At 68.8% G+C, this 25,977-nt stretch carries 29 protein-coding genes, 1 tRNA gene and 1 other RNA gene; 19 read left to right on the forward strand and 12 right to left on the reverse strand.

The genetic code is table 11. The features are described 5' to 3' along the window. Nucleotides 1-104: 104 nt before the first annotated feature. The 8 genes from J7E45_RS16080 to J7E45_RS16115 form a co-directional block, all read right to left on the reverse strand. Entirely contained in the window at nucleotides 105-962 is an 858-nt protein-coding gene (locus tag J7E45_RS16080; protein ID WP_215070576.1) for a hypothetical protein, read from the reverse strand. A 14-nt stretch (nucleotides 963-976) separates the two neighbouring features. Continuing rightward, complete coding sequence (locus J7E45_RS16085; RefSeq protein WP_215070578.1) at nucleotides 977-1,252, reverse strand: hypothetical protein; 276 nt, start codon at nucleotides 1,250-1,252, stop codon at nucleotides 977-979. Continuing rightward, complete coding sequence (locus J7E45_RS16090; protein ID WP_215070580.1) at nucleotides 1,249-1,563, reverse strand: WhiB family transcriptional regulator; 315 nt, start codon at nucleotides 1,561-1,563, stop codon at nucleotides 1,249-1,251. Before J7E45_RS16090 ends, J7E45_RS16085 begins: the two co-directional genes overlap by 4 nt. Continuing rightward, nucleotides 1,560-1,730 carry a hypothetical protein gene (locus J7E45_RS16095; RefSeq protein ID WP_215070582.1) on the reverse strand — a complete coding sequence of 57 codons (171 nt, stop codon included), beginning with the start codon at nucleotides 1,728-1,730 and terminating at the stop codon, nucleotides 1,560-1,562. The genes J7E45_RS16090 and J7E45_RS16095 overlap by 4 nt, the downstream gene beginning before the upstream one ends. Nucleotides 1,731-1,826: 96 nt before the next feature. Further along, nucleotides 1,827-2,381, reverse strand: coding sequence for a hypothetical protein (locus J7E45_RS16100; RefSeq protein ID WP_215070584.1), 555 nt, complete (start codon nucleotides 2,379-2,381; stop codon nucleotides 1,827-1,829). A 72-nt stretch (nucleotides 2,382-2,453) separates the two neighbouring features. Next, a complete protein-coding gene (locus J7E45_RS16105) occupies nucleotides 2,454-2,852 on the reverse strand; it encodes a hypothetical protein (protein WP_215070587.1) in 399 nt (132 codons plus the stop codon). Then, a complete protein-coding gene (locus tag J7E45_RS16110; RefSeq protein WP_215070589.1) occupies nucleotides 2,849-3,259 on the reverse strand; it encodes a hypothetical protein in 411 nt (136 codons plus the stop codon). The genes J7E45_RS16105 and J7E45_RS16110 overlap by 4 nt, the downstream gene beginning before the upstream one ends. 71 nt (nucleotides 3,260-3,330) lie before the next feature. Beyond that, a complete protein-coding gene (locus J7E45_RS16115; RefSeq protein WP_251054334.1) occupies nucleotides 3,331-3,558 on the reverse strand; it encodes a helix-turn-helix domain-containing protein in 228 nt (75 codons plus the stop codon). Nucleotides 3,559-4,461: 903 nt separating this feature from the next. Here J7E45_RS16115 and J7E45_RS16125 point away from each other — a divergent pair. Continuing rightward, nucleotides 4,462-5,574: a site-specific integrase gene (locus tag J7E45_RS16125; RefSeq protein WP_215070593.1), complete on the forward strand. Its 1,113-nt coding sequence runs from the start codon at nucleotides 4,462-4,464 to the stop codon at nucleotides 5,572-5,574. 62 nt (nucleotides 5,575-5,636) lie between these two features. On the opposite strand, the gene J7E45_RS16130 is transcribed toward J7E45_RS16125, so the two are convergent. Further along, nucleotides 5,637-5,724 (reverse strand) — tRNA-Ser (locus J7E45_RS16130). 179 nt (nucleotides 5,725-5,903) lie between these two features. Here J7E45_RS16130 and mpaB point away from each other — a divergent pair. The 13 genes from mpaB (at nucleotide 5,904) to J7E45_RS16180 (ending at nucleotide 16,443) form a co-directional block, all read left to right on the forward strand. Next, the gene (gene mpaB, locus J7E45_RS16135) at nucleotides 5,904-6,962 is read left to right on the forward strand and encodes a daptide biosynthesis RiPP recognition protein (protein ID WP_215070595.1); all 1,059 of its coding nucleotides are present in this window, start codon (nucleotides 5,904-5,906) and stop codon (nucleotides 6,960-6,962) included. Then, on the forward strand, nucleotides 6,962-8,221 hold the full coding sequence (gene mpaD, locus J7E45_RS16140; protein WP_215070597.1) for a daptide-type RiPP biosynthesis aminotransferase: 1,260 nt from the start codon (nucleotides 6,962-6,964) through the stop codon (nucleotides 8,219-8,221). Before mpaB ends, mpaD begins: the two co-directional genes overlap by 1 nt. Nucleotides 8,222-8,253: 32 nt before the next feature. Next, a complete protein-coding gene (mpaC, locus tag J7E45_RS16145) occupies nucleotides 8,254-9,420 on the forward strand; it encodes a daptide-type RiPP biosynthesis dehydogenase (protein WP_215070599.1) in 1,167 nt (388 codons plus the stop codon). Then, a complete protein-coding gene (locus tag J7E45_RS18115; protein ID WP_285229008.1) occupies nucleotides 9,417-9,545 on the forward strand; it encodes a daptide-type RiPP in 129 nt (42 codons plus the stop codon). The genes mpaC and J7E45_RS18115 overlap by 4 nt, the downstream gene beginning before the upstream one ends. A 43-nt stretch (nucleotides 9,546-9,588) precedes the next feature. Beyond that, entirely contained in the window at nucleotides 9,589-9,711 is a 123-nt protein-coding gene (locus J7E45_RS18120) for a daptide-type RiPP (RefSeq protein WP_269319680.1), read from the forward strand. A gap of 44 nt (nucleotides 9,712-9,755) precedes the next feature. Beyond that, a complete protein-coding gene (locus J7E45_RS18220; RefSeq protein ID WP_308162157.1) occupies nucleotides 9,756-9,863 on the forward strand; it encodes a daptide-type RiPP in 108 nt (35 codons plus the stop codon). Between the two features lie 100 nt (nucleotides 9,864-9,963). After that, nucleotides 9,964-10,752 (forward strand): daptide-type RiPP biosynthesis methyltransferase, encoded by a 789-nt coding sequence (gene mpaM / locus J7E45_RS16150; RefSeq protein WP_215070601.1) that lies wholly within the window; start codon nucleotides 9,964-9,966, stop codon nucleotides 10,750-10,752. Then, a complete protein-coding gene (gene mpaP, locus J7E45_RS16155) occupies nucleotides 10,749-12,446 on the forward strand; it encodes a daptide biosynthesis intramembrane metalloprotease (protein WP_215070603.1) in 1,698 nt (565 codons plus the stop codon). Before mpaM ends, mpaP begins: the two co-directional genes overlap by 4 nt. After that, nucleotides 12,443-13,321: a phosphotransferase gene (locus tag J7E45_RS16160; protein WP_215070605.1), complete on the forward strand. Its 879-nt coding sequence runs from the start codon at nucleotides 12,443-12,445 to the stop codon at nucleotides 13,319-13,321. The genes mpaP and J7E45_RS16160 overlap by 4 nt, the downstream gene beginning before the upstream one ends. Further along, on the forward strand, nucleotides 13,318-14,046 hold the full coding sequence (locus tag J7E45_RS16165) for an ABC transporter ATP-binding protein (protein ID WP_215070607.1): 729 nt from the start codon (nucleotides 13,318-13,320) through the stop codon (nucleotides 14,044-14,046). Before J7E45_RS16160 ends, J7E45_RS16165 begins: the two co-directional genes overlap by 4 nt. 1 nt (nucleotide 14,047) lies before the next feature. Then, the gene (locus J7E45_RS16170; protein WP_215070609.1) at nucleotides 14,048-14,764 is read left to right on the forward strand and encodes a hypothetical protein; all 717 of its coding nucleotides are present in this window, start codon (nucleotides 14,048-14,050) and stop codon (nucleotides 14,762-14,764) included. Next, the gene (locus J7E45_RS16175; protein ID WP_215070611.1) at nucleotides 14,761-15,510 is read left to right on the forward strand and encodes a hypothetical protein; all 750 of its coding nucleotides are present in this window, start codon (nucleotides 14,761-14,763) and stop codon (nucleotides 15,508-15,510) included. The genes J7E45_RS16170 and J7E45_RS16175 overlap by 4 nt, the downstream gene beginning before the upstream one ends. A 42-nt stretch (nucleotides 15,511-15,552) precedes the next feature. Then, the gene (locus J7E45_RS16180; protein WP_215070613.1) at nucleotides 15,553-16,443 is read left to right on the forward strand and encodes a rhodanese-related sulfurtransferase; all 891 of its coding nucleotides are present in this window, start codon (nucleotides 15,553-15,555) and stop codon (nucleotides 16,441-16,443) included. A gap of 45 nt (nucleotides 16,444-16,488) precedes the next feature. On the opposite strand, the gene J7E45_RS16185 is transcribed toward J7E45_RS16180, so the two are convergent. Genes J7E45_RS16185 through J7E45_RS16195 form a run of 3 tightly spaced genes read right to left on the reverse strand, consistent with a single transcriptional unit; the run spans nucleotide 16,489 to nucleotide 20,934 of the window. Next, complete coding sequence (locus tag J7E45_RS16185) at nucleotides 16,489-18,756, reverse strand: DUF3488 and transglutaminase-like domain-containing protein (RefSeq protein ID WP_215070615.1); 2,268 nt, start codon at nucleotides 18,754-18,756, stop codon at nucleotides 16,489-16,491. Continuing rightward, entirely contained in the window at nucleotides 18,743-19,933 is a 1,191-nt protein-coding gene (locus J7E45_RS16190) for a DUF58 domain-containing protein (RefSeq protein ID WP_215070617.1), read from the reverse strand. Before J7E45_RS16190 ends, J7E45_RS16185 begins: the two co-directional genes overlap by 14 nt. Before the next feature lie 11 nt (nucleotides 19,934-19,944). Beyond that, nucleotides 19,945-20,934 carry a MoxR family ATPase gene (locus J7E45_RS16195; RefSeq protein ID WP_029261029.1) on the reverse strand — a complete coding sequence of 330 codons (990 nt, stop codon included), beginning with the start codon at nucleotides 20,932-20,934 and terminating at the stop codon, nucleotides 19,945-19,947. Nucleotides 20,935-21,077: 143 nt separating this feature from the next. Between J7E45_RS16195 and ffs the strand changes: the two genes are divergently transcribed. The 5 genes from ffs (at nucleotide 21,078) to J7E45_RS16220 (ending at nucleotide 25,945) form a co-directional block, all read left to right on the forward strand. After that, nucleotides 21,078-21,174, forward strand: an RNA gene (ffs, locus tag J7E45_RS16200) — signal recognition particle sRNA small type. A 64-nt stretch (nucleotides 21,175-21,238) separates the two neighbouring features. Next, the gene (locus J7E45_RS16205) at nucleotides 21,239-21,850 is read left to right on the forward strand and encodes a rhomboid family intramembrane serine protease (protein WP_215070619.1); all 612 of its coding nucleotides are present in this window, start codon (nucleotides 21,239-21,241) and stop codon (nucleotides 21,848-21,850) included. Beyond that, nucleotides 21,847-22,545 carry a hypothetical protein gene (locus J7E45_RS16210; protein WP_215070621.1) on the forward strand — a complete coding sequence of 233 codons (699 nt, stop codon included), beginning with the start codon at nucleotides 21,847-21,849 and terminating at the stop codon, nucleotides 22,543-22,545. The genes J7E45_RS16205 and J7E45_RS16210 overlap by 4 nt, the downstream gene beginning before the upstream one ends. A 65-nt stretch (nucleotides 22,546-22,610) precedes the next feature. Next, nucleotides 22,611-24,728: a phosphate acetyltransferase gene (gene pta, locus J7E45_RS16215; RefSeq protein ID WP_215070623.1), complete on the forward strand. Its 2,118-nt coding sequence runs from the start codon at nucleotides 22,611-22,613 to the stop codon at nucleotides 24,726-24,728. Beyond that, nucleotides 24,725-25,945: an acetate/propionate family kinase gene (locus J7E45_RS16220; RefSeq protein WP_215070625.1), complete on the forward strand. Its 1,221-nt coding sequence runs from the start codon at nucleotides 24,725-24,727 to the stop codon at nucleotides 25,943-25,945. Before pta ends, J7E45_RS16220 begins: the two co-directional genes overlap by 4 nt. Nucleotides 25,946-25,977 lie beyond the last annotated feature (32 nt).

Raw genomic sequence — 25,977 nt, forward strand, 5'->3', positions numbered from 1 at the left:
GCGGCCGACGCGGCCAGCGCGTGCGTTGAGTAGTCGCCTTGCCATGTCGGTCCCGGTGATGCGCAGTGCCGCACCGGGTTCATCGACCGGCATGAACTCCTCGGTCATAGCCGGGCGAGGTAGTTGTCGTGTTCGGCGAGACGACGCTCACGCTCGGCAGTGACGCGGGGATCGTCCGTCTCACCGATGCGGGCAGATGCCGCGATGGCGCGGGACCAGACGCCTTCGAGGACCGAAGGCGTCGGTACCCACGGGGTCGTGTGGGTGACGATCCGGAGGAGAGCGGCAGGACGGTCGACGTCACCAGGCCACCATGAGTTCTCGCTCGACAGCTGCGGGCGTCCGTGGGGGCCCCAGTTGACCTGGGAGCGCTCCGGGAAGTACGGGTGCACGGCGAGGGCGTCGCGATACAGGCCGACCGTGAGGAGCCGATCCCAGTAGTAGCCCTCGGTGCGCGGCAGGATCTCGTGCTGAACGCTGCGGATCTCGTCGTAGGCCTCGGCGAGGCGCTGCACCTCGCGCCACGCCTCGACGGCGCCGCCGCCGTTCGCGACAGCCTCGCTGGCGGTCGTAGCCCCTTCCAGGTCCGGAACGACGTTCTTCACGTTGCTCACGAGCGCCTGCAGCTCGTGGTCGAGCAAATGGTAGGTGGTGTCGATGTCGATGGGGAGCGCGTTCTCGATGCTCTGCTCGGCTGCTCGGACAACCTCAGCGACGAGCGCAGTCATCATGCTGCGCGAGCGTTCGGCGCGATCGAGCTCGGCGAGGGCTTCGCCGAACGAGTCGGGGACGGGCTCTCCGGAGAGGAGCGCGACGCGAACTTGATTGAAGATCGCGCCGCGCGCTTCTCTGGCATCGGGGATCGTGATCGGCGATGCGCTGTTCGTGTGAGCGATGATCGCTTTCGCGTCGTGGTAACCAGGGATCGTGTCGAAAACGCGGTCGCGGAGTGTGGTGGTCATAGGTGGGCCTCTCGTCAGTGGTTGCCGAAGCGGCGTTCGGCTTCTTCGGTGCCGGCGTCGCGGCCGGATTCGGGCTGTGTCTGGAACCGCCTCGGGGCGTCTCCGGTCGGCTTGGGCTTCGAGTTCTCTTCTACCCAGGCCGCGACCTTCGACGCGTGTACGGCGTCGCCCACGACGAACTGGGAGACGTCGAGGGCGAGGATGTCGCGGGTGGATGCGGTGCGGCCCTGGAGAGCCTGTGCGAGCGCCGTGCGGGCAGCGTCCTCAGGGGTGGGGGTGTCAGCGGTCATGAGGTTCCTTCGGTGTAGTCGACACCGGCCCAGAAGCCGGCGGTGGGTTGAGCGAGCTGGGCGTAGGTGCCGCACTCGGTCCTGATTGGGCATTCGGCGCACGCGCGGGCCAAGTACTCGATTTGGAGTACCTGGCCCGCGGTGAACCTGTCGTCGTCGGCGCATGGCGGCCGGTGGTGCTCCATTGCCGCGGTGAGCTTCGCGTACGCGTCTCGAGCCTCAGGCGTGATCCGTGTTGGCGCCGACCGCTCTTCGAGGTCTTCGAGGAGCCGAGCGAACAGATCTGGATCGGACACCTCAGTCGTCTTCAAGCTGCTGCACCTGGCGTACGGCAAGCGGTCGTGATGTCGTCTGCGGGGATGCGGTGTCCCGAAGCCTCGAGGTCGGAGTAGTACTTCAACAACTCGGCGGCGAAGGTGTCGGGGTTGTCCCAGGCGTCGGCGAGTGCCTGGAAGTTCGAGGGCTTGGGAGCGGGCATCTTGAGTCCTTCCGTGTGCGTAACCGAGTCGGGTTTCTGATGGGTTATCCACAGGGCAGTTGCAATGCAAGTGCATTCCCTGGTGAGGTGCATGCGTCAGGCGACTTGTTCTTCCTGCTGTTGTTCCTGTATTCCTCTGGTTCCTGAGGGGGACTGCGGCAGTACCCCATCGGTACTGCGGAAGTCCCCCAATAGGGACTGCGGCAGTACTTCCACGGGTACTGCGGCAGTACCTCCAGCGCGTCGCCTGCGAGCCTCGGCAGCCGTCATTGTTGGTCGACGATCGCGGGCCTTGAACGCATCGGTCTGCTGCGTCCTTGCGACGTCGAGGATCACCTCGAATTCAGCTCTCCGACCATGACCGCCGGTTTTGGTCCTGCGGAGCGCTTGGAGGTCCGTGAGGCCTTTCATTGCCACCTTCACCGCCTTGAGCCCGGCGACCCTCTCTGGCGGGTCAGGAACACCCGTGACCGCATCGGGAATGCGTCTGCCGAGAGCGAGTGCCATCGCCTCGCGCGAGTCGAAGTAGCGGGGCGGCTGGCCGTCGTCCAGCGCCGTGTGACAGACACCGACGAGTAGCCGGTACTCGTTCTCCCTCAGAGGAACGTCAACCGCATAGGCGATTGCTCGTCCGACAAGATTGGCGCCCATTGGTCACCGCCTCTCGTTTTCAGTTGGAAGCAGTAACCCTCGCCTACCGGGAGGCGAGGGTCACTGGGTCTTTCAGTCGTCAAGTGATCGCAGGTGGTCGTCGACGATGGCGAGACGTCGCAACGGCTTCGCACCTGTAGCCGGCTCCTTCATCTCGCGAGCCATGGCTTCGAGGCGCTCCTTGAACCGCGGATCGTCGGCGACTGCTTGCGCGGCGGCGTTCCTGGCGGCGCTCTCGGCGATGTTGTCGGCGAGCACTTCGACGGTCAGTGCAACCATGGCGAGAGCCCCAATGGCGACCTCACGGCCGTCCCTGTCTGGGTGTCCATGGACCTCGCGCATGATCAGAGACTCGATCATCTCGGTGCGCAGGTCCTCGAACTCGGCGTTGCTCGCGATGCGCACGATCTCCTTCGCGAGCTTGATCGACGCCGGCGACTGGCGGATACCGAACGGATTTGGATCGGTCACGCGTGCACCTCCGACGACAGGTCGATGCGTTCGGTCAGCTGCGCGAACGCCTCGTTCACGTCGACGGGGTCGCCGAGCTTGATGCTCAGCCACTCGTTTCCGTTGCTCTTCCGCCCTCGGCCCCAGTCGGCCCCGCGCCACTCGCCGTCGCGTCGGGCAAGGGCGTGTGCGATCCGGATGACCTTCCCGATGTAGCCGATGGAAGTGTCGTCGTACATCATCACCTCAAGGTGCTTCTCTGCCGGAGTGATCGTGAGCGCGCAGTAGAACCTCACTACGCTCCCGTCCTGAGCACGGCCGACGTGCATCCTCTTTCCGGTGCGGCTCGTTCTGACCTCGAGGCTCCAGCCGTGCTCGTCTGCTTCGTAGAGGGTTGCGCACGCCGACGGGTGTGCAATCATGGTCATGTCAGTTCTCCTTCGTGATGGTTGGGTGCTGGTTTGATCCCCAGTTCGCAGCTGGGGATTTCTTTTTGAGCTCACTCGTTCGCCGTGCTCGTCCGAACGCTCGAGCGGACCCACTCTTCGATGTCGTCGTGGGCGTACAGAACGACCCGCGGCGTGGGCTTGAAGTAACGGGGCCCGGTTCCTTTGAAGCGAAGCTGGGCGAGCGTGGGCTTCGTCATTCCCGGGATCAGCTCACATACCTGCTCAGGTGTGAGATAGACGGTTGCGGAGTTCATGCGCTCCGCCGTTGCGATGGCCATGAGTGGCCTCCTCTCGATGCTGGAGGGCGCGCAGGATTGCGCACCGGGGTCCTGCTCTTGCGGTTACGTCGTTGGAACCGCAGCCTGCAGTCCTCGTAGCCGGTTACGGGCTGTCCCCGGTTCCCCAGAAGGGGCCTGGTCGGGCTGTTACTCCTGCAAGCGCTACTTCTGAGAAGTTGCCAAAAGTAGTTACCTGAGAAGCTAGCACACGATGCCGAAATTGGTAACCTGTGATCGTGCAAGAGTCAGTTGCGTTTCAAAACGCCATCGCCGATTTCCTCCGATCGTTCCGAACGGAGCATCGTTTGACCCTCGATGACGTGGCTCGTCAAGCCCGAGAGTTTGGAGCCGGGTGGGGGGTTAGTACAGTTCGCAATTTTGAGTCCGCTCGATCTGCTGTGACATTGCCGAACCTTCTTGTGCTTGCTGCCAGCTTGAACGCTCTCGCAGGATCATCCCTCACACTTGATGATCTGCTCGGCGACACTGCAACCTTCAGCGCCCCCTCCGTACATGGCGCCGGCGTGACTAGGGAGTGGGTGCGCAGCGCCCTAGCGGGTGCGCCAGTGCGTCTTTCCCTGACCGACACGAGCAGCCAGCTGCTGGACAGTGACCGGCTGCTTGACATGTTGGAAGCTGTCGGGCGTGAGATGCCGGTCGGATGGTATGTCCCTGGACCTGATGAGCCAGCCCCGAGGGAGCCGACGTTGGCAGAACAGCGCGCAGCTGATCGACTGGGAATGCTGAGGGTGAGCTTCGCGGCTTGGGCGGACAGGCTATGGGGGCGCTCCCTCGACGAGGAGGCGGCGATCCGCGCGAGTTCGAACAGCCCTCAAGCTCGCGGGCGTGCCACGAGGGCGCTCGTGGAAGAGGTCTCGAAGCACTACGAGGAGCGAATCAAGAATGGGTAGCGTCCACGCATACGAGACGAAGGCTGGCAAGAAGCTCTACCGGATCGTCTATCGGAGGCCGGATCACAAGCAGACCCAGGAGCGAGGGTTCACCCGCCGACGCGACGCGGAGCTGCGCCTCGCCGAGGTTGAGGTGGGCAAAGCGAAGGGTGACTACGTCAATCCGGCCGATGCCCGTGAGGATATCGCGTCGATCGCCACGCCGTGGCTCAGGGCCCGCGAACAGGTCATGAAGCCGTCCAGCTACCAAGCGCTCCGAGGTTCATGGGAGACGCACGTCCAGCCCCGATGGGGCGGACGTCAGGTGGGGAGCGTGAAGCACTCCGAGGTGCAGGACTGGGTTGCTGCGCTCTCGCGTGAGCGTGCTGCCACGACTGTGCTGCGCGCGCATGGTGTGCTCGCAGCAGTCTTAGATGTCGCCGAAAGGGATCGGCGCGTGAGTCGTAACGTCGCTCGGGGCGTCGCGCTGCCGCGAAAGGTTCCCAAGTCGAAGCCGTACCTCACCCATGAACAGGTCGACGCTCTCGCCGCAGCCTCCACGTATCCCGTCCTCGTGCTCTTCCTCGCGTACACGGGCCTCAGGTGGGGAGAGGCCACCGGGCTGCGTGTCAAGCATGTTGACGCGCTGAGGCGGCGCGTGAGCGTCGAGGAGAACGCCGTGCTCGTCGGGGGAGTCGTGCACGTCGGGACACCAAAGACGCACGAGGCCCGTTCGGTGCCGTACCCGGCGTTCCTGTCGCTCTCGATCGCGAAGCTCTGCGAGGGGAAGCGGCGCGACGACATCCTGTTCGGCGACGGCATCGCGTACATGCGGCTGCCGAACAGTGTGCGCGGATGGTTCGCATTCGCAGTGAAGCGCGTGCGCGAGGCAGACAACGAGTTCCCCAGGGTGACACCGCACGACCTCAGGCACACCGCGGCATCGCTCGCGATCTCCGCCGGCGCAAACGTGAAAGCAGTGCAACGAATGTTGGGTCACGCCTCGGCGAGCATGACGCTCGACACCTACGCCGATCTGTTCGACGACGACCTTGACAGCGTTGCCGCGGCTCTCGATCACGCACGTCGTGCGGCAGTTGTTGCCGAGGTGTTGCCACGGACGTAGGTCGATACATGACAAAGGCCCCGACTTCCCTGTGTTTCCTAGGGGAGTCGGGGCCTTTGCTTTGGCGGTGACGGCGGGATTCGAACCCGCGGTTGCTTGCACAACACACGCTTTCCAAGCGTGCTCCTTCGGCCGCTCGGACACGTCACCAGGAACAACCTGTCCATCCTATCCGATCGGGGGAGGGTGGCGTGACAGAGCCGTCGCGCGCAGCTGTGGGCGGATCCTCGTCGTGCTGTGGTCAGAATATTGCATGTCACACGTCAGCTGTATAGCCTCAGATGAGGACAGATCGTGCTCGATCAAGGTCCATGTCTTCTGGGGGGAACATGCAGGACAGCGCGACCACGGCATCACGGCCGAGCCACCGCACGGCCACTGCTTTCGAGCAGTACGTCAGCGGAAGGCGGGGAATCATCGAGGGCGCCGTGTTCTTCCTCGAATCCGGAGACCACATCGAGGAGGTGCTGCGCGCGGCGGAGCCCTGCGACATCGTGATCGCCCCCGTGCGACATGCCGATCCGCGGACCATCGGATATGACGGCTCCTTCCGCGAGCCCGGCGACGAGATCACCCTCGATGGACGCCACGCCTTCGAGCTGCAGGACTACCTCGCCGCCCCGTTCCTCTCCATCGTCGGACTCACCATCGTCCGCCAGGGGTCGACGGCGGGGCTCGCGGCCTTCCTCAGCGACGCCGACACCGCGCGAGAGTCGGGCTTCTTCGTGGATCAGCTCCTCGGCGGGTTGGTTCTCCTGGACTCGCGCACCTCGTTCGTCCGTGCGGACAAGGACGAGGCCGATCTGGTCCGCGTGCACGTCACCGCGTCCGGCGAGTATCGAGACGGGCCCGATGGGCTCCTCCTCGGCAGCGTGGGCGATGAGCGGGCCGACGTCGAGGCGACGGCCGCGGAGAGCACCGGCCGCGGCCGGGCGTTCGCGCGGATCGTCGACCCCCGCGTGCTCGAGGCGGATCTCGACGACAGGCCCTGGCTCGCGAGGTACGTCGCCGCTCTCGACCTGCTGCGGCAGTGGGACGGTGCCCTGACACGGCCCGCCATCTCGGGTTTCGGCGGACACCTCGTCCGAGCTCTCGACGAGGGCGCCGCCGCGGCCGTCGCCCCCGAGGCGCCTTTCCTGGTGACGGGTGACGGCGAGGAGTACATCCTGGTCGATCCCGTGAGCCTCAGACGCTTCCGGCTCGGGGTCGACGCCGCGCGCGCAGCCGAGTGCCTGATGGCGACCGGGGACGAGGCAGCGGCGTCGGTGATGCTCGCCACCGAACTCGGACGGCGCACGGGGGAAGCAGCCGAGGTGCTGCGGGACGTCCGGGGGAGGTTCGCGCAGGCGGGTCTCGATCTCGTCTCCTACGGGCGGAGCGGCGAGTGATGCGCGAGGCCACCGCGCCGCGGCCGGCACTCTGGGAGAGCCTCACACCGCCCAGCATTTGGGGGCGCCTGCAGGAGCACGCGGTCGCGGCTGCGGGCGTGCGGGTCCGCACGGCCGACGGCATCACGCGACTCTGTGCGACGAGCGGGCTCTGGAACGTTCCGCTCGGCTACGGGAATGAGGCCGTGGCCGATGCCGTGGGGGCGGCGTTGCGGTCCGCCTCCTATCTCTCCCTCTTCCGCTCCTCGCACTCCTACGCTCAGGAGGCGGCAGAGATGCTCCTGGCGCGGGCGGGTGACTACGCGCGTGTCATCTTCGCGACCTCCGGAGCGGCGGCGAACGATCTGACGATGAAGCTCGTGCGTCAGGCGGCTGCGCTGAAGGGCGCACCGCAGAAGAACCTCGTCGTCGGCACACAGGGCGGATACCACGGGCTCAGTTACGGCGCCTTCGCCCTTACCGGCGAGGCGCTGGGCCAGTCCGTGTACGGCGTGGATCGGCGGGCGGTGAGGCACGTCTCCCCGCATGACGGCGGGGCGCAGCTGCGGACGCTGTTCGCCAGGGAAGGAGATCGGATCGCCGCTCTCGTGCTCGAGCCCGTGCAGGGATCGGGGGCGATCGTCCTCGACGAAGAGTTCCTCGCGACCGTCGCCGAGATCCGGGCGTCGTTCGACGTCGTACTGGTCGCCGACGAGGTCGCGACGGGGTTCGGACGCACCGGTCTGCTCTTCGCCTCGGAGCGCTGGGCCGTCGCCCCCGACGTGCTCCTGCTGTCGAAGGCACTGACGAACGGTGCGGCGGCGGCATCGGCTGTGCTCGTCTCCGCGGAACTCTGCGATGTCTTCGACAGCCGCGACGCGATGTTCGTGCATGCGGAGACGCAAGCCGGTACCCCTGCCTCCTGCGCAGCCATCCTGGCTGCCGCGTCGGAGTTCGACCGAATGGATGCGCTCCGTCTCTCGCAGGAGCTGGGCGCGGCGCTGGACGGGACGATTACGCGGATCGCGGCACATCCCAACGTGGTCGACACCGGCGGGATCGGCTGCTTCCGGTCCGTGGTTCTCGCGCGGGACGGACGGCCTTTCGACGGCGGTGAGATCGCGGGAGTCGTGGCCGCGGTGCGGAAAGCAGGGGCGATCGTGCAGCCGGGACCGGGCTGCATCCAGGTGATCCCCGCATACCTCTACGGCAGGACGGAGCTCGACGAACTCGAGACCGCGATCCTGCACGGCATCGACGACCACGAGCGCGCCGCGTGAACGCGCTGAGGGAGGCTCACAATTCGGCACGGGTGACGGCGGGAAGCGGAGCGACCTCGGCCGTCCTCTCCCGACTCTCGCTGGGCGAGCGGCCGCTCGTCGTGCGCGATGCGGCCGTCGACGGGATGAGTATGTCGCTGCCAGCGGGAGCCACCGAACTCCGCATCGATGCCCAGGAGGTCGACGCGGGCACGATCGCCGAAATCGTCTCCGCCGGGCACGATGCGACTGCGGTCGTGGCGCTCGGCGGAGGCACCATCCTCGACGCCGCGAAGATCGCACGGCTCCTGATCACGACACCGCGATTCGCCCTGCCGCTACGCAGGCTGACGGCACGCAGTGGCTTTGTCCGTCTGCCCGAGGCGAACATCAACCATGACCAGGAGCTGCCCCTCGTCGCCGTCCCGACGACCATCGGTACCGGCTCTGAGGTCAGCAGAGTCGCCTGTCTCGTGACGCCGTGGGGGCGTCGGCTCCTCTTCAGCCCTGCGCTGCTTCCCGATCATGCGGTCCTCGACCCCTTGCACACCGCCACCCTGCCTCGATCACAGCAGATGGAGGGACTGATCGAGGTGATCCTCCGCGTGCTCGGCCCCGTGATCGGGAGCAGGGTCGATCTCGCCGCCGATCACGATGCCGAGTCGATCGTGAACGGCGCAGCGCGGATGGGCGAACGGCTCAGGCTCAGATCCCTGACGCCCGAGGAACGCCTCTTCGCGGGGCAGCTCAGTGCAGCGAGCCATCGCAGCTGGGCCCTTGTCGGGCGGGAGAGCTATGCGGCGAAGCACTGGTACCTGGCGAACGAACTGGCCTGGGTGACCGGAGCCCGGAAGATCCCGGCGACCCTGTCGATCCTGCCGACCATCTGGGGCGCCATCGCCGACGGCGACCGGCGCTGGGGCTCGACAGAGAGACTCGCGTCAGCCTGGTCCTGGGTCCGCGCCGTCATGCCCGAGCTTCCCCTCGACATCCGTGATGGCCTCGCGACACTGTTCCAGCGTTGGGGGCTGCGCACCATCGATGCGCCGAGCGCATCGATGCGTATGCAGGCATCCGAGCGGGTACGCACCTCTTGGGGTGGATCGCTGCCGGCGCTCGGGCGCATCGCCCCCGAAGCCATCGATCAGGTCTTCGCCGAGTCGTTTCCGGCCGGCCGGGGACCTGATCACGAAGTGACGAGAGGAGGTGACATGACATGACCACCGCACTGAACCTGGGGATCGAGGAATTGCCGACGATGGACGCCCCATCCGAGTGGACGGACTTCGTCAACGGAGTCGGCACGGGCATGGCGATCGTCGCCATCATCGCCGCTCTCACCTGAGTGGCGGACGCCCGGAACGGTACGACAGAGGAGGTGAGAACACATGGAGATCTCAAAAGATCTGCGCTTTGAAGAACTGGAGTCGATGGACACCCCCGACTTCTGGACCTGGTACGCCGCGGTGAAGATCGGCGCCGTCATCGCCATCATCGGCATCGCGACGTGATCCGCGATCGATCGCAGCAGACCTCGCCCGAAGGAGGTGAGCACATGGATCTGAGTTTCGAGGAGATCGAGGCGATGGACGCCCCCGAGCCCTGGTACATCATCGTCGGCGACATCATCATCATCATCGGCGCGGCGGTCGCCATCACCTGATGGGTGCGGGGCGTAGTCGGTTCGCCGTTCGGCAGCCATACCCCCATCAGCTACGCCCCGTGCCCGCCCGCCCGCCTGCCCGCCCAGACAAGGAGTCCGCATGACCGATTCTCGCCTGACCTCGTCGATGGCGCGGCTGCTCGCCGTCCTCGAACCGCACGCCGTCGTCACCGACCTCTACAGCGAGCGAGGTTCGGAGGTGTACGACGCGATGACCCGTGGTGACGACAGTGAGGTGCGCGAGATACTCCGTATCGGCCGGCGCACCGAGGGGAGGATCCTCGAACTCGCGTGCGGCAGCGGTCGACTCACTGTCGCGCTCGGTCGCCTGGGACGTGAGACGGTCGCGCTCGACAGTTCGCCGCGCATGCTCGAGCTGCTCGAGGGACGCGCCCAGCGCGCGGGTGGGAAGGTTCTTCCCGTGCTCGGAGACATGAGCGCGTTCGACGTCGATGGGTCGTTCGGACTCATCGTGCTGGCGGCGACCTCGATCACGTTGCTGCCTCCATCCCGGCGTCGGACGATGCTCGAGGCTGTGCGCGCGCACCTGGCGCCCGATGGTGTCTTCCTCGTCTCGGTCCACTCGACCGGCGCCTATGCGGGCGGAGCCGAGACGCGGCTCGTGCCGCTGAACGCGGACCCTGCCGAGGTCGTGATCCTGGATGAGCAGGTCGACTCGACGGCCGGCCACCGAGATGTGAGCGTGCTGCACCTGCGTCGGCAGGCAGGAGTGCCCACGACAGAAGTGTTCGCCTCGCGGGTGAACCTTCTCGACGAGAAGCAGCTGCGTGCAGAGCTGAGCACCGCAGGGTTGCGCGTGCGCGATGCCTTGCCGGTCCGTCTCGCAGACGGGTCGCAGAGCCTGTCCATGCTCGAGTGCGTCCGATGACGAGCGAGCTTCCGACGACGGTGTTCCCGGCTTCGGCTCGACCGGAGCTCGGGGTGCGCGTCTCCGTCGATGCGCCGGCAGACGCGGAGGGCGCCTGGATCATCGCGCGTGACCGAGTGCCCAAGGCCCGGATCTCCGAGTCGGTTGCCACCGTCGCACGGCACTTCACCGGGGTGCGGACGGTGTCGCAGATCGCTCAGGAGCTCGGCGAACCGTGGACGTCTGACGATGTCGGGGGAGTTGCGCGTCGCCTCGCCGACGCCGGTCTCCTGCGCACAGACGCGCAGCGGGGAGAGGGCGACCGTCAGCTCGACCGAGGTTCCCGTTGGCGGTTCCAGCCCCCGCTCACCGTGCAGTTCAGCATCGGAGACCCGGCCCGTCTCTTCGCCGCGCTCCGCCCGATCACCCGAGTCGCCGTCGAGGCTCCCGGCGCGGTCGTGTTCCTGGCCATCGTGCTCGCAGGGTTCGTCGTCGGTCTCCTCAGCACCGACGACATCGTCGGGGTTCTCGATCATCCCGTGCCGCTGCCCGTCGTGATCGGGCTGAGCGTGGCGATCGTCCTCACCACGGTCGTGCACGAGCTCGGGCACGGTGCCGTCCTCAGCCATTTCGGCGGGTCGCCCCGGCGCATCGGAGCCATGCTGTTCTACCTCGCCCCCGCCTTCTTCTGCGACGTCACCGACGGCTGGCGGTTGGGACGGCGCGGACGGCGTGTGGCCGTCGCGCTCGCCGGGCCCGCGGTGCACCTGCTCTGCGCAGCGGCGAGCATCGTCCTCGCGCGCTTCTTCACAGATCCGATGCTGCACGCCGCGCTCGTGTTGTACGGGCTCTCGTGCCTCATGATCACCGTGCTCAACCTGCTGCCCTTCGTGCAGCTCGACGGCTATCTGGCGCTGATGTCGGCGCTGGACCATCCGCATCTGCGGCGCCACGCCATGAACGCGGCGGGGGAGACACTCGCCGCGATGCTGTTCGGGACCATGAAGGCTGACCGGACGGCTGTCGGCGGGTCAGGTTCGACGCGGCGAGGCTGGCTGGTCGCGTACGGCGTCACCTGTCGGCTCTTCCCGGTCGTGCTGGTCGGACTGGTGCTCTATCGCTCCTCGTCGATGGTCGCCGGCCTCGGGGTCGTGCCCGCCATCGCCTATCTGCTCACCGTGGCACTCGTGATCGCCGTGGCCGCCGCCGCGCTCATCCGGGGTGTCCGTGCGGTCCACGACCGTCGGCCGGATGCGGGGCGTGCAGCCGTCTCCCTCGGTGCGATCATCGCGGTGGCAGGAGCGATCCTGTTCCTCGTCCCGATCCAGCCCGCTCATCAGGTCGGGTTCGCGGCCGATGGCGAGGGCGTCCGTCTGGTGGCGAGTACCTCAGCGGAACTGCCGGCGGTGGGCACGGCGGTGACGCTGGAGAGCAACGGCATCGTCCTGCGCCATCCACTGGGCAGCGCGACCGTCGGCAGCGGATCCGCCGAGCATGACGACGGGGTCGACCTCGCCGCACTCGTGCCCGTGAGCGCCTCCGGCCTGACCACGCCCGCCTGGACGAGGGGCCTGACAGAAGTCGAAACGGCGGAGACCTTGCCCCCGTACGGGAGGGCGACGTTCTCTGACTCGCGTGCGACGAACATCGCCGTCTGGCTCTGGCAAGCCTTCCTGGCCCGACCGGTGGCCGCGCTCGGATCGGAGCACCGATGAATGCCGGTATCCCGCCGAGCGCACCGGAGAATGATGTGCGCCGGATGCTGCGCCAGGCACTGGCGCGCATGGCGACCGAGCTGGAGGTACGGGCGATCGGTGAACCCGTCCACGGTTGGCATGACCGTTCGATCGGCTCGGCGGTGCACCGCGGAGGCGATGTGCTCTGGCTCCGCATCGTGTGGGCGCGCGCCGAGTGGGCTCGAGGACCGTGGTGGACGGGGAACCAGGATGCCGGAGCGATCCACATCGGCGTCAAACCCCTGTTCCTGGATGTGCGAGAGCAGACCGAAGGAGCGCTCCTGCTTCGGGCGGAGCTGATGACTGCGGTGCCGGGCACCCCTGCTGCGGCGACGCCGGAACTGCGCGACGGCCCGGCTGTGGATGCGGGGTGGTGGTCTGATCTGGAGCAGGCACTGGCCGGAGTCGCCGCCACTCCGACGACGCGCATGTCCCTCGACCCCGTCGGCATCCGCCGACGCATCGCCGTCTTCTTCGGCTGTGAGATCGACACCGACCCGGGGCGTTGGGTGTCGTGTCACGGCGATCTCCACTGGAACAACATCCACACGACCCCGCTCGCGATCGTGGACTGGGAAGCGTGGGGCCTGGCGCCGCGGGGATACGACGCCGCTTTCCTCCTGGCCCATTCGCTCGGAGTGCCCGCTGTCGCCGACGAGATCGCGCGACGGTTCCGCGACGACCTCGAGACCGACGACGGCGTCGTCGCCCAGCTGTACGCGCTCACCAAGCTCCTCACCCGCGCCGACGGAGGCGCGCATCCCGAGCTGATCGCCCCCATCCACCGCCACGCGGATCGACTGATCGGTCGTGTCCCCGTCTCCCGTCCTCTCACGCAAGGAGTGAACCCATGACCGCAGTCGTGACCTTCGACGGCTTCACCAAGTCCTACGGCGGCGATACCGTCGTGCAAAACCTGACCTTCACGGTGGAGGCCGGATCCGTGGTCGGACTGCTCGGCCCGAATGGGGCCGGGAAGAGCACCGCGATGCGGGGGCTGGTCGGACTGCTCCATCCCACAGCGGGGTCGGCGCGAGTGTTCGGGGAGCCCTTCGCGGCGCTCCCCAATCCCGCCAGGCGAGTCGGTGTGCACATGGACGGGCTGGGCTTCGAGACGGGGATCACCGCCGCGCGGCACCTCGACATCTACCGGCTCGCTCTGGGCGCGCCGCGTTCGAGGGTCGACGAGGTGCTGGAGCAGGTCGACCTCACGGCGCACGCCGGCAAGCGGGTGAAGAAGTACTCGACCGGGATGCTCCAGCGACTGGGACTCGCGACTGCCCTGCTCGGCGATCCCGAGCTGCTGGTGCTCGACGAGCCGGCGAACGGCCTCGACCCCGGCGGGATCCGCTGGCTCCGTGGATTCCTCCGGAACTTCGCGGCGCGTGGAGGCAGCGTCCTCGTCTCCAGCCATCAGTTGGCCGAACTCGAGCAGAGCGTCGACGAGGTCGTCGTGATGCGTCGCACCGTGCTGTTCCGGGGGCCACTGGACTCGTTGACCCGCGGAGGGGATTCCTCGCTCGAGGAGGGGTACTTCGATCTGATCGACACCGCCGCAGGGGGTCGTCGCAATGCCTGACGTGCTCAGAAGCGAACTGCTCCGCAGCATCAGCGGCCTCGCGATGCTCGGCGTCGGCTCCTTCGTGATCCTCATCCCGGTCCTCCTGCTGACCATGGGGCCGTCGCTCGACGGAGTGCGTGCACTCGACGACGGCATGGCGACCAGGATGGTCTTCGGACTCATCGCCTCGATCGGGATCACCGCGATGTACCTCGGGAGCTACTCCGTCTCGCGGGAGTTCTACTACCGTTCGATGTCACGCACGATCGTGATCGGCTCGCTGCGTCGTGTCTTCCTCGCGAAGCTCCTGTCGAGCGTGGCCACGAGCATCGTCTTCTGCGTGGTCGGTACGGCGATCTGGGCCGGTGTCACGAGCCTCGCGCTCGCCGCATACGGTCGACACCTGCAGCTCGACAGCGCGTTCTGGGGCATCGTGGGCGGTTCGATCTTCGTGGCAGCCACCGGGGCCGTGATCGGTGGGTCGCTGGGGTGGATCTTCCGGAACTACTACGTCGTCTCCGCCGTGGTGCTGCTGCTGCCGACGATGATCGAGCTGCCGCTGCTGTTCACCGTGCCGGCGGTCGAGAGGTTCCTCCCGGTCGGGGCGTTCGCGGGAGCGACGGGCGCCCCGATCGACGGTCTCCTGCCCACGGGCGCGAGCTGCGCCGTGCTGCTCGGGTGGGCAGCTGTCGTGACCGCACTCGCCGTGGTGGTCGTGCGAAGGCGCGCGCGATGACGTCGGCGCCGGCCGTGCCGCCGGTCGGTCGCGGTCCGATCGTCCGCACGATCGCTGCGGAGCTCCGACGGGTGCGAGGCGACCCTCTGCCGTGGGCGTTCCTGCCCGCGATGCTCTTCCTCATCGTCTCCCTGCTCGCATCGCTTCCTGCCGAGCTGGGCATCGCGCCCGCGCCCGCCATCGCCGAGGTCGCCGTGGGACTGAGCGCGTCCGTGTTCAGCAGTCTCATCCTCGTCGTCGCCGTGCTCGGCGCGCTCGGAGTGACGCTCGCCGACAAGGCGGGTGTGCTGGCCAGGGCGCAGCTCTACGGCGGCCCCGTCGCCGTCTTCGGCGTCCGAGCCGCGACGACTCTGCTCACGAGCCTGCTGCTCGGCGGGGTCGGCGCCGTCGCTCTCGAGACCGCCTTCCTGGTCGCATCGGGCCAAGAGCTGCTCCCTCCCGCGACGGCCGGGCGGACTCTGGCGGCGATCGGGGCTGCGGGGCTGTGGGGATACCTCGTCGGTGTGCTGATCCGCAGCCCGATCCTCGTGCTGTTCGTCGTCCCGGCGACGCTCGTGCCCGCCGCCCTTCTCGCCGACATCGCACCCTCCCTGGCCGACGTGCTGCCCCTGCAGACGCTCCTGTCGTCAGCCGGTCTCGCGCACGAGGGGCTCGGTGGCGCGGCGTCTGCGGCGATCGCGTGCGCGTGGCTCCTCGTGCTCGGCGCCGCCGCCGTGCTCGTCGTGCGTCGCAGGGACCGGCTCTGAGCGGGTTCCGCCCACCACCCGCACCCGACGTAGGATTCCTGGGTGGCAACCCCCAAGATCGTCCTCTTCTACGCGTTCACGCCCCTCACCGATCCCGACGCCGTGCGCGTCTGGCAGCGCGACATCGGCGAGGCGCTCGGGCTGCGCGGACGACTGCTCATCTCGAAGGACGGGATCAACGGCACGCTCGGTGGTGACATCACGGCCCTGAAGAAATGGCTCCGTTCCTTTCGCTCGTATGCGCCGTTCGCCGACGCCGACATCAAATGGAGCGAGGGGACGGGGCTCGATGCCGAGGGCCGCAGCCTCGACTTCCCCAAGCTCAGCGTCAAGGTGCGTGACGAGATCGTGTCGTTCGGAGCCCCGGGGGAGCTGCGGGTCGACGAGCACGGCGTCGTCGGTGGTGGCACGCGGCTGAGCCCCGAAGAACTTCACGGCCTGATCGAGGAACGTGGCGACGACGTGGTGTTCTTCGACGGCCGGAACGCCCTCGAGGCGCAGATCGGGCGGTTCCGCGGCGCGGTCGTGCCCGACACCGAGACGACCCGGGATTTCGTGCAGCTCCTCGACTCCGGCGCCTACGACGACCTGAAGGGCAAGCCCGTCGTGACCTACTGCACCGGCGGGATCCGTTGCGAGGTGCTGTCGAGCCTGATGACGGCGCGCGGCTTCGGCGAGGTCTACCAGCTCGAGGGCGGTATCGTCCGCTACGGCGAGAAGTACGGCGATGATGGCCTCTGGGACGGCTCGCTGTACGTGTTCGACGGCCGTGGCTCCGTCGATTTCTCCGACCACGCGCGGGTCATCGGCGAGTGCGTCGGCTGCGGGACGCCCACCAAGCGCACCGCCAACTGCCCCGATCTCTCCTGCCGCTCGCAGTTCGTGGTGTGCGAGGCGTGCGTCGCCGTGCCCTGCACGGCTCACGCCGCCTGAACGCGGGTTCGACCGACCCGAGCCGAGCGTCCCGGAGTCCTGCCGTCAGACCGCCGCTCCCGGCTCGGCGGCTCGCGGAGCGTACAGGGACCGCGGCAGCAGTGCGGCGCGCACCCGCGTCGGTCGGTCGACACTGCCGCGCAACTGTCCCAGGACCTGGCTCAGCGGCTCGGAGAGATCTGCCGATGCCTCGCCGGACCGGGCGTAGTTGGACCGCTCGACGGCATCCGTGAGTCGACGCATCGCCTCCGGGTCCACCTGGCTCTCCCGCACCAGTCCCGCCGCACGCACGCGCGGGGTCTCGGCATCGGACACCTCCAACTGCAGGTCGATCAGCGTGTCGCGGAGCTCGGCCCAGGCCGCCGCGGGGTCCCCGCTTCGCGCCCGGTTCATACGGCCGCGGCGCTCGACGACGCGGATGAGCGCCGGCAACAGGAGCAGCACGACGACTCCGAATGCGGTGAGCGCGACCGGCATCGGGTCGAGGGTGCGCCGTGCGCCGCCGTCCGCGGAGTCGCCGCCGTCGGGGTCACGGTCCACTTCCGGAGCCGAGGTCTCCTCGCTCTGCGGGGCCGTGGTGGGGACGGGGACGGCGGGGTCTCCGGGTCCACCGCCCTGCGTCACTCCTGCACGGAAGGCGGTCGGTACGCCCAGCGAGGCCGTCGGCTCGAAGGGAACCCAGCCGACTCCGGGGAAGAGCACTTCCGGCCAGGAGTGCAGCTGGTCGCTGGTCACGGAGAAGACCGATTCCGTGCCGCGCTTCTCGTCGGTGAGCGAGCCGGGCAGGTACCCGACGACGATGCGCACCTGCATCCCCAGGCTCTCGGCCATCAGCGCGAAGGCACCGGCGAAGTGCACGCAGTACCCCTGACGTTCTTCGAGGAACTGCGCCACGGCCTCGGCTCCGGTGCCGTCGAAGCCTTCCTGCACCGGTGTCTCGAGGGAGTACGCGAACTGCGAGCGGAACCAGTTCTGCAGCGCCACGAGGCGGTCGTAGTCGGTGCTCGCGGCCGCGGTCACGTCGGTGGCCAGCTCGGCGATGATGCCCGGCAGCTCCACAGGCTCCGCCTCGGGATCGACGACGGGGGGTGCGGCGTCGATCGCGCGGATCTGCTCGAGCGTCGGGATGAGTCGTGACGAGGTGACGGTGTAGTCGTTGCCGACGGCATCGGCGCTGCGGGAGAAGAGCGTGCGATTGTCGGGGGAGACCCGCCACGATCCGCTGAGTCCCTGCACGTCGGTGGCCGGATACGGCACCGGAAGCCACGAGCTGGACATCCGCAGCACCCGGATGGAGGTGTTCTCCTCCTCCGTCGCGATGCCCTCACCCCACTCCGGGGCGCCGAAGCCGTCGTCCTGCGACTGCAGGTCGCCTCGGTCGGGCTGCCAGACGCGTCCGTCGAATCGGGACAGCGTCGTCAGCCGCAGGTAGGGGGCGGTCTCGCCGTCCGCCGCCACGGTCAGCACCTCGACCGGGTTCGGTTGGCGCAGGTCGTCACCGAGGCGCAGCGATGCGTCGACCGTGACGCCGACGCCGGTGCCGGCCATGCTCGTCGCGACGGGCAGCGCGGGGGCGATGGCCACGGTCGTGACCAGCGCGGCGGCCCCGAGCGCGACGGCGAGCGAGGTCGACGATCGGCGAGGCGATTCCGGATGCCGTCGCGCGGTGTAACGGAAGAGGAGCAGGGCCATCACGCCGTAGAGCACGAACCAGATCACGTTCGTCTCACCCAGGGTGACGATCATCGGCACCGCGCCGATGGCGCCGGTCAGCAGCGCGGCCAGCACGGCCGACCGGTGTGCCACGAGCTGATCGAGGAGGATCGCGACGACCGCGAAGCCGGCGCCCATCGAGGCGGCGAGCCCGGGCGAGGCATCGAGCGGCGCGGAACCGAAGGCGACCTCCTCGAAGGCCGCGGCCCCGAGGGCTCCGAACACCGCGAGGGTGGTCGTCGTCGGGACCACCCCGAAGAGCGCGGTGTCACCCGCGACCAGCAGCGTCACGGCGCCGATGGCCACGACGATCTGGGCGAGGAGGGTGCCGGTGTCCCGGAGCCATGCCGCCCGTCGGCGCAGCAGGTGCCGCAGCAGCATGCCCGTCCCGGCCACGACGATGACCACGACGAGGACCGTGCCCGACCAGGTGCCCGGAGAGATGACCGACGTGTACGGCCACGTCGCCACCAGCGTCGCCGCAGCCGCCATCGCACCGGGGCCGACGACGCCGGACGTCTCCTCACGGTCGCGATGCCACCGTGGCGCGGTCGGCGCGGGGGCGGCCGCGGTCGGGGGTGACTGCTCAGCGCGGAACATCGCCGACCCCGATCCGCGCCGAGACGGCATCCTCCCAGGCCTCGGCGATATCCTCGCCGATCTCCACGACCGTCCAGCCGTGCGGGGCGGAGGCTTCGGCGGCACCGGGCAGCAGCTCGGTGCTGAACAGCATCGGGGCGGTGGCTCCCGCCGGACGCAGCAGGGCGGCGTCCTCCTCATCGAGGCGCCCGGTGATGAAGACCAGCGGGCCGGGAGGCGTGCCGCCGATGAGCGACGCCAGATCCCGACTCTCGCCGCGGGGGGTCACCATCGCCAGCGCCACGAGCAGGCCGTCGCGGTCGTCTTCGTGCCCGCGCAGGGCACCGAGCAGAGTTCCCGCGCCGTCGATCACGTCGACGCTGTAGCCCTCGGACGCCAGATGGATGGCGGCGGATGCGCACAGGGAAACGGCGGTCTCGAAGGCCGGATCGGCGTGGACGCCCGGCGCATCCCAGTGGCGGCTGCTGCGGTCGAGCACGACGACCGCGTCAGGGCTCGACTCCTCCTCTTCCTGACGCACCATGAGCTGCCCACGGTGTGCGGTCGCCCGCCAGTGGATGCGACGCATCGAGTCGCCGGGGATGTAGCCCCGCGGCGACAGGTTGTCGCTGCCCTGCCCCAGCCTCGTCGATGAGGTGTGGGCGGTTCCGCCGGCAGCTCCGACCCGCACGGCGAGCGGGGCGAGGGCGAAGACCTCGGGAACGACGGTGACGCTGCGGGTGTCGCCGAACGACTGCTCGCGCTGCGCCAACCCGAACGGATCCACGGTGCGCAGCATGAGCGGGCCGAGGGGCCAGACGCCGCGTCGGACGCCCGTGATCAGGTAGCTGAGCTGCCCGGTCTCGGGCGGGTACTCGCCGCCGGAGTCTCCGGTGACGGCATCGGGCAGCACGTCGTGCCACAGCCCTCGCGGCACGCGGAGGGCGCGCAACGTGAAGCGCACCGTGACCCGCGAGGTCTCCGACACGGTCAGCAGGTCGGTGGAGATCCGACGGGTGACCGTCCCGGAGCGGCGGGGGAGGCGCACGGCGAGGAGCGAGAAGAGGGTGAGGGCGGCGAGCAGCACCCCGATGTAGAGCAGGATGCGGGCGCCGAGGACGTTGGCGGCGATCATGCAGCCCAGCGCGGCGATGAGCGCACCGGCGCCGCGGCTGGTGAGGGATCGGCGTCGTCGCATGAGGGTCTCGGTCAGGAACGGGTCGCGACGGGAACGCGCACCCGCTCGACGATCTGGGTGAGCGCGGCTTCGACGGGCTGGGCGCCGGCACGGTGGGCGCCGCGTGCGGGAAGCAGCCGGTGCGCCAGCACGGGGATCAGCAGCGCGGTGATGTCGTCGGGGATGACGTAGTCGCGTCCGTCGAGGGCGGCCCACACCTTCGCCGCCCTGATCAGCTGCAGCGTGGCCCGGGGGCTCGCGCCGAGGTGGAGGTTCGGGTCGGAGCGGGTCGACTGCGCGAGGGCGACCGTGTACTCCTCCAGCGCGGGGGCCACGTGCACGGAGCGCGCCCACGCGATGAGCTGCGAGATGGACGCCGCATCGGCGACGGGCGTCACCGCGGCGAGCGGGCTCACCACGTCGCGCTGACGGAGCATGAGCGCTTCGGCTGCGGCATCCGGGTATCCCATCGAGATACGCATCATGAAGCGGTCGCGCTGCGCCTCGGGCAGGGCGTACGTGCCCTCCATCTCGAGCGGGTTCTGGGTCGCGACGACCAGGAACGGCTTCGGGAGCATGTGCGTGGCGCCGTCGACCGTGACCTGTCCCTCCTCCATCGCCTCGAGCAGCGCGGACTGCGTCTTCGGGGAGGAGCGGTTGATCTCGTCGGCGATCACGATGTGGGCGAAGACCGCGCCGCGCTTGAACTCGAACTCCCGATCGACCGGGTTGTAGACCGAGACGCCGGTGACGTCGCCGGGAAGCAGGTCCGGGGTGAACTGGATGCGTCGCACCGTCGCATCGACACTCGCGGCGAGTGCCCGGGCGAGCATGGTCTTGCCGACGCCGGGCACGTCTTCGATGAGCAGGTGCCCCTCGGCGAGAAGGCAGACGAGAGCGCTGCGCACGGCATCGGGCTTGCCGTCGATGACCTGGCCGATGGAGCCGAGGATCGCGGAGGTCTGCGCGGCGAACCGCTCGGCGTCGATCGTCACCGGGACCAGGGGGGCGTTCTCGGGCATGCGTTCCCTCTCACATCGGCGCTGCGGTGCGCGTTACTCGATCGTAACCCTGTGGAGGGGGTAACGCTCTGGCAGGTTCCCCTGAGCTCTCCGCCATCCGCGGTGACGGTTCGAACCACCCGGCGCATCGGGTTAGGATGGTTGACGGCTCTCCGCGTGGCGGCATCCAGGCCAATTCCCCCAGGGCGGAAACGCAGCAAGGGTAACCGGGCTCTGCTGGGTGCGCGGAGGGTCACTTTCTTTTTCTGCGGGTGATCCGCCGGATGCTCAGTCGTCTCCTGGCTGCACCTGCGACAATCATCCGGTGACCGTCACTCAGCCACCGAAGGCGCAGCATCCGCTCGGCCGTTTCGCCTCGCCGGTGCTCCTGCTCGTCGCGATGTGGGTCGTGCAGTTCGCCGATGCGATCCTGCCGGGATCGTTCACCGGTTTCGGACTGCGTTCGTGGGATGCGTCCGGTCTCGGTGGCATCGTGCTGGGTCCGCTCCTGCATGCGAACTGGCAGCATCTCATCGGCAACTCGGTGCCGTTCCTCGTGCTCGGCTGCCTCGTCGCGGTCGAAGGCACCCGCCGATTCTGGGCCGTCACGGCGATCGTCGCGGTCGTCGGCGGCATCGGCACGTGGCTCTTCAATGCTCCCGGCACGCTGACGGTCGGCGCCTCCGGGCTCGTGTTCGGCTACTTCGGCTACGTCGTGATGCGGGTGTTCGCGCCGGGCCGCGTCGCCCACCGGATCCTCTACGCCGTCATCGCGCTGATCGTGCTCGCCCTGTACGGCGCCACGATGCTGGCGGGAGTGCTCGGCGTCGCCGACGGGATCTCCTGGCAGGGGCACCTCTTCGGCGCGATCGGCGGCGGACTCGCCGCGCTCATCGGCCGTCGTCCGCGAACAGAGCGCGGAACCCTCGCGGCATGAGTCCCCGACGCGCGGCGTCGCCGGCGAAGCGCAGGCGGGCGACGACGAAGCCGAGATCGAAGCGGAAGAGCACGGCGCGGCGGCGCAAGCCCGGCACGCGACGGCAGGCGGCGATCCGGCTCCGCCGCCGGAAGATCCTGCAGCGGGTGCTCGTGTCGACCACGGCCGTCCTGGTGCTCGGCGGGCTGCTGGCCCTCATCCCGCTCGGGCTCGCGCGCGACCCCGCGCCGATCTGCATCGACGAGCCGCAGACGTTCCCGGCGGCGGGCATCGAGGGGTGGAGCGGGGAGCAGCTCGAGAACGCGGCGACCATCGTGAAGACGGCGGCCGGGCTCGGCTTCCCGCGTGAGGGGCAGATCCTCGGGGTGATGACGGCGATGGGCGAGAGCAGCCTCCGCAACATCGACTACGGCGACTGGGAGACCAGCGGGTTCACGAACCCCGACGGCTCTCGCACGACGAGCATCGGACTGTTCCAGCAGCAGGACTGGTGGGGGAGTGCCGAGCAGCGGATGGATCCGGCGACCGCCACGACCCTGTTCTTCGACCGCCTCGGCCGGCTTCCCGACTGGCAGAGCATGCAGCCGTCGCACGCGATCCACCGGGTGCAGATCAACATGGATCGCGACTACTACTCCCGATTCCAGGCGGATGCCACGGCGGTCGTCGATGCGCTGTCGGGGCACTGCGAGTGACGCCGGCGCAATAGTTCCGGTGGCATGCCCGGTGGGTTCACGGATGCCGCGCCTAAGCTGAAGCTGTGGCGCAGAGCATCTACATCACCTCGGCCGAAGGCCATACCGGAAAGTCGACGATCGCCCTCGGGGCGCTCGACGCGTTGATGCGCGTCTCGCCGCGGGTGGGGGTGTTCCGCCCGATCGCGCGGTCCGTCACCGAACGCGACGACATCCTCGAGCTGATGCTCGCGCACGACGGTGTGCAGCTCGACTACGAGGACTGCATCGGCGTCACCTACGACGACGTGCGCAGCGACCCGGAAGCGGCGCTGTCGACGATCGTCGCGCGGTTCAAGGCGGTCGAGGCGCAGTGCGACTCCGTCGTGATCATCGGCAGCGACTACACGGATGTCGCCAGCCCCGCAGAGCTGGGCTTCAACGCGCGGATCGCCGCCAACCTGGGGGCGCCGGTCATGCTCGTGCTCAGCGGCCGGGATCAGCAGCGCCAGGCGGAGCAGCTCGGCACGACGACCGCTCGCGCGGCGGCGGCCGTCGGGCAGATCGCAGAACTGGCGCTGTCGGAGCTCGCGGCGGAGCGCGCCGAGCTGTTCGCGGTCGCCGTGAACCGCGCAGACCCCGACGGCCTCGAAGTCATCATCGACGCCGTGCGCGGTGTGCTCCGCGACGAGCGCACACCGGTGTGGGCGATCCCCGAGGACCGCGCGCTGGTCGCGCCCTCGATCCGCGGCATCCTCGCCGCCGTCGACGGCACCCTGCTCAAGGGCGACGACGACCGACTGGCGGCAGAGGCACTGACGATCGTGGTCGCGGGGATGTCGATGGTCAACGTGCTACCGCGGCTCACCGAAGAGGCGGTCGTGGTGATCCCCGCCGACCGCACCGAGGTCCTCCTCGCGGCGCTGCTGGCCGATTCTTCCGGCACGTTCCCGCGCATCGCCGGCATCATCCTGAACGGCCCGTTCCCGTTGCCGGAGCCGATCCTCCAGCTGCTCGACGGATTCGCCTCGACGGTTCCGATCATCACCACCGACCTCGGCACGTACGACACCGCGGTGCGGGTGATGGGCGCCCGTGGCCGGATCTCGGCTGATTCCCGAAGCCGGTACGACCGTGCGCTCGGCCTGTTCCAGGCGCATGTCGACATCGCCGAGCTGACCGAGAAGCTCGGGCTCGCGGAGTCGCGCGTCGTGACGCCGTTGATGTTCCAGTACGGGCTCATCGAACGTGCCAGGGCCGACCGACGCCGCATCGTGCTGCCCGAAGGGGAAGACGACCGCATCCTGCGCGCCGCCGCCACGCTGCTGGCCAGGGAGGTCGCCGACCTCACGATCCTCGGAGACGAGGCCGCGGTGCGGGCGCGTGCCGTCGAGCTGGGCGTCGACATCGCGGCGGCCCAGGTGCTCAGCCCCACCGACCCCGAACTGGTCGAGCGCTTCGCCACGGAATACGCGCGACTGCGCGCTCACAAGGGCATCACGCTCGCCCAGGCGGCCGACACCGTGACCGACGTGTCGTACTTCGGCACGATGATGGTGCACCTCGGCCTCGCCGACGGCATGGTCTCCGGCGCCGCGCACACGACGGCGCACACGATCCGTCCGTCGTTCGAGATCATCAAGACGAAGCCCGGCGTGAACGTCGTCTCCAGCGTGTTCCTGATGGCGCTCGCCGACCGTGTGCTCGTCTACGGCGACTGCGCCGTGATCCCCGACCCGACGAGTGAGCAGCTCGCCGACATCGCGATCTCGTCGGCGACGACCGCCCGCCAGTTCGGGATCGACCCGCGCGTCGCGATGCTGTCGTACTCGACCGGAGAGTCCGGCACCGGCGCCGACGTCGACAAGGTGCGCGCGGCGACCGCCCTCGTGCGCGAGCGCGCGCCGGAGCTGCCGGTGGAGGGCCCCATCCAGTACGACGCAGCGGCGGATGCGGCGGTCGCCAAGGCCAAGCTCCCGGACTCTGCTGTTGCCGGGCGGGCGACGGTGTTCGTGTTCCCCGACCTCAACACCGGTAACAACACCTACAAGGCGGTGCAGCGCTCGGCCGGCGCCGTCGCCATCGGACCGGTGCTGCAGGGACTCAACAAGCCCATCAACGACCTGTCCCGCGGCGCGCTGGTCGACGACATCGTCAACACCGTCGCGATCACCGCGATCCAGGCACAGGGAGAGCAGGCGTGAGCGCGATCCTGGTCATCAACAGCGGCTCGTCGTCGCTGAAGTACAGCCTGATCGACATCGAGCAGGAGAACCTGCTCGCGAGCGGGCTCATCGAGCGCATCGGCCAGGACGCCAGCCCGGTCGCGCACACCGTGCGTCCCGAGACCGACGGCGGCGCCGTGCCGACGATGCTCGACGCGACGTATCGCGACGAGCGCCCGATCGCCGATCACGCCGCCGCCTTCGAGATCATGCGCGAGCAGTTCGCCGCGCATGGGCCGTCGCTCGAGAAGCATCGCCCGGTCGCCGTCGGGCACCGCGTGGTCCACGGCGGCGCCCGCTTCTACGCGCCGACGCTGATCGACGCCGATGTGGAGCGGCAGATCGACGAGCTCGCGGTGCTCGCACCGCTGCACAACCCCGCGAACCTGGCCGGCATCCGCGCCGCCCGTGCCGTGTTCGATCAGGTTCCGCACGTCGCCGTCTTCGACACGGCCTTCCACCAGACGCTCCCGCCCGCCGCATACACCTACGCGATCGACGCCGCGCTCGCCGCGGAGCATCGGGTGCGCCGCTACGGCTTCCACGGCACGAGTCATCAGTACGTGAGCGAGGCGGCGGCGACGTTCCTCGGTCGCGACCTCGGCAGCCTCCGACAGCTCGTGTTCCACCTCGGCAACGGAGCGTCGGTGACGGCGATCGACGGCGGTCGCTCGGTCGAGACCTCGATGGGGCTCACCCCGCTCGAGGGCCTGGTCATGGGCACCCGCTCCGGCGACCTCGACCCCGCCGCGCTCGTGCACCTGTCGCGGCGTGCCGGCCTCTCGATCGACGACCTCGACTCGCTGCTCAATACCCGCAGCGGGCTCGCGGGGCTCGCCGGGCGCAGCGACATGCGCGACATCCTCGCCGGCGTGGAGGAGGGAGAGGATGCGGCGATGCTGGCGTTCGACGTGTACGTGCACCGCCTGCGCGCCTACGCCGGTGCGTACATCGCGCAACTCGGGGGAGTGGACGTCATCTCCTTCACCGCCGGCGTCGGCGAGAACGCGGCGGCGGTGCGGGCGGCGGCGACGGCGACTCTCGGATTCGCGGGTGTGGAGATCGATGCCGCCCGGAACGAGGCGAGGGAGCGCGGCATCCGTCGCATCTCCACGAACGCGTCGCCGGTGACGGTGCTCGTGGTGCCGACCGATGAAGAGCTGCAGATCGCCCGGCAGACGGCCGAACTGCTCTGATCCGCCCGCCGGGGTTACCTCCTGGCGCGCCG

The organism is Microbacterium sp. ISL-59, assembly GCF_018613945.1.
In the GTDB taxonomy this organism is placed as follows: Bacteria; Actinomycetota; Actinomycetes; order Actinomycetales; family Microbacteriaceae; genus Microbacterium; species Microbacterium oxydans_B.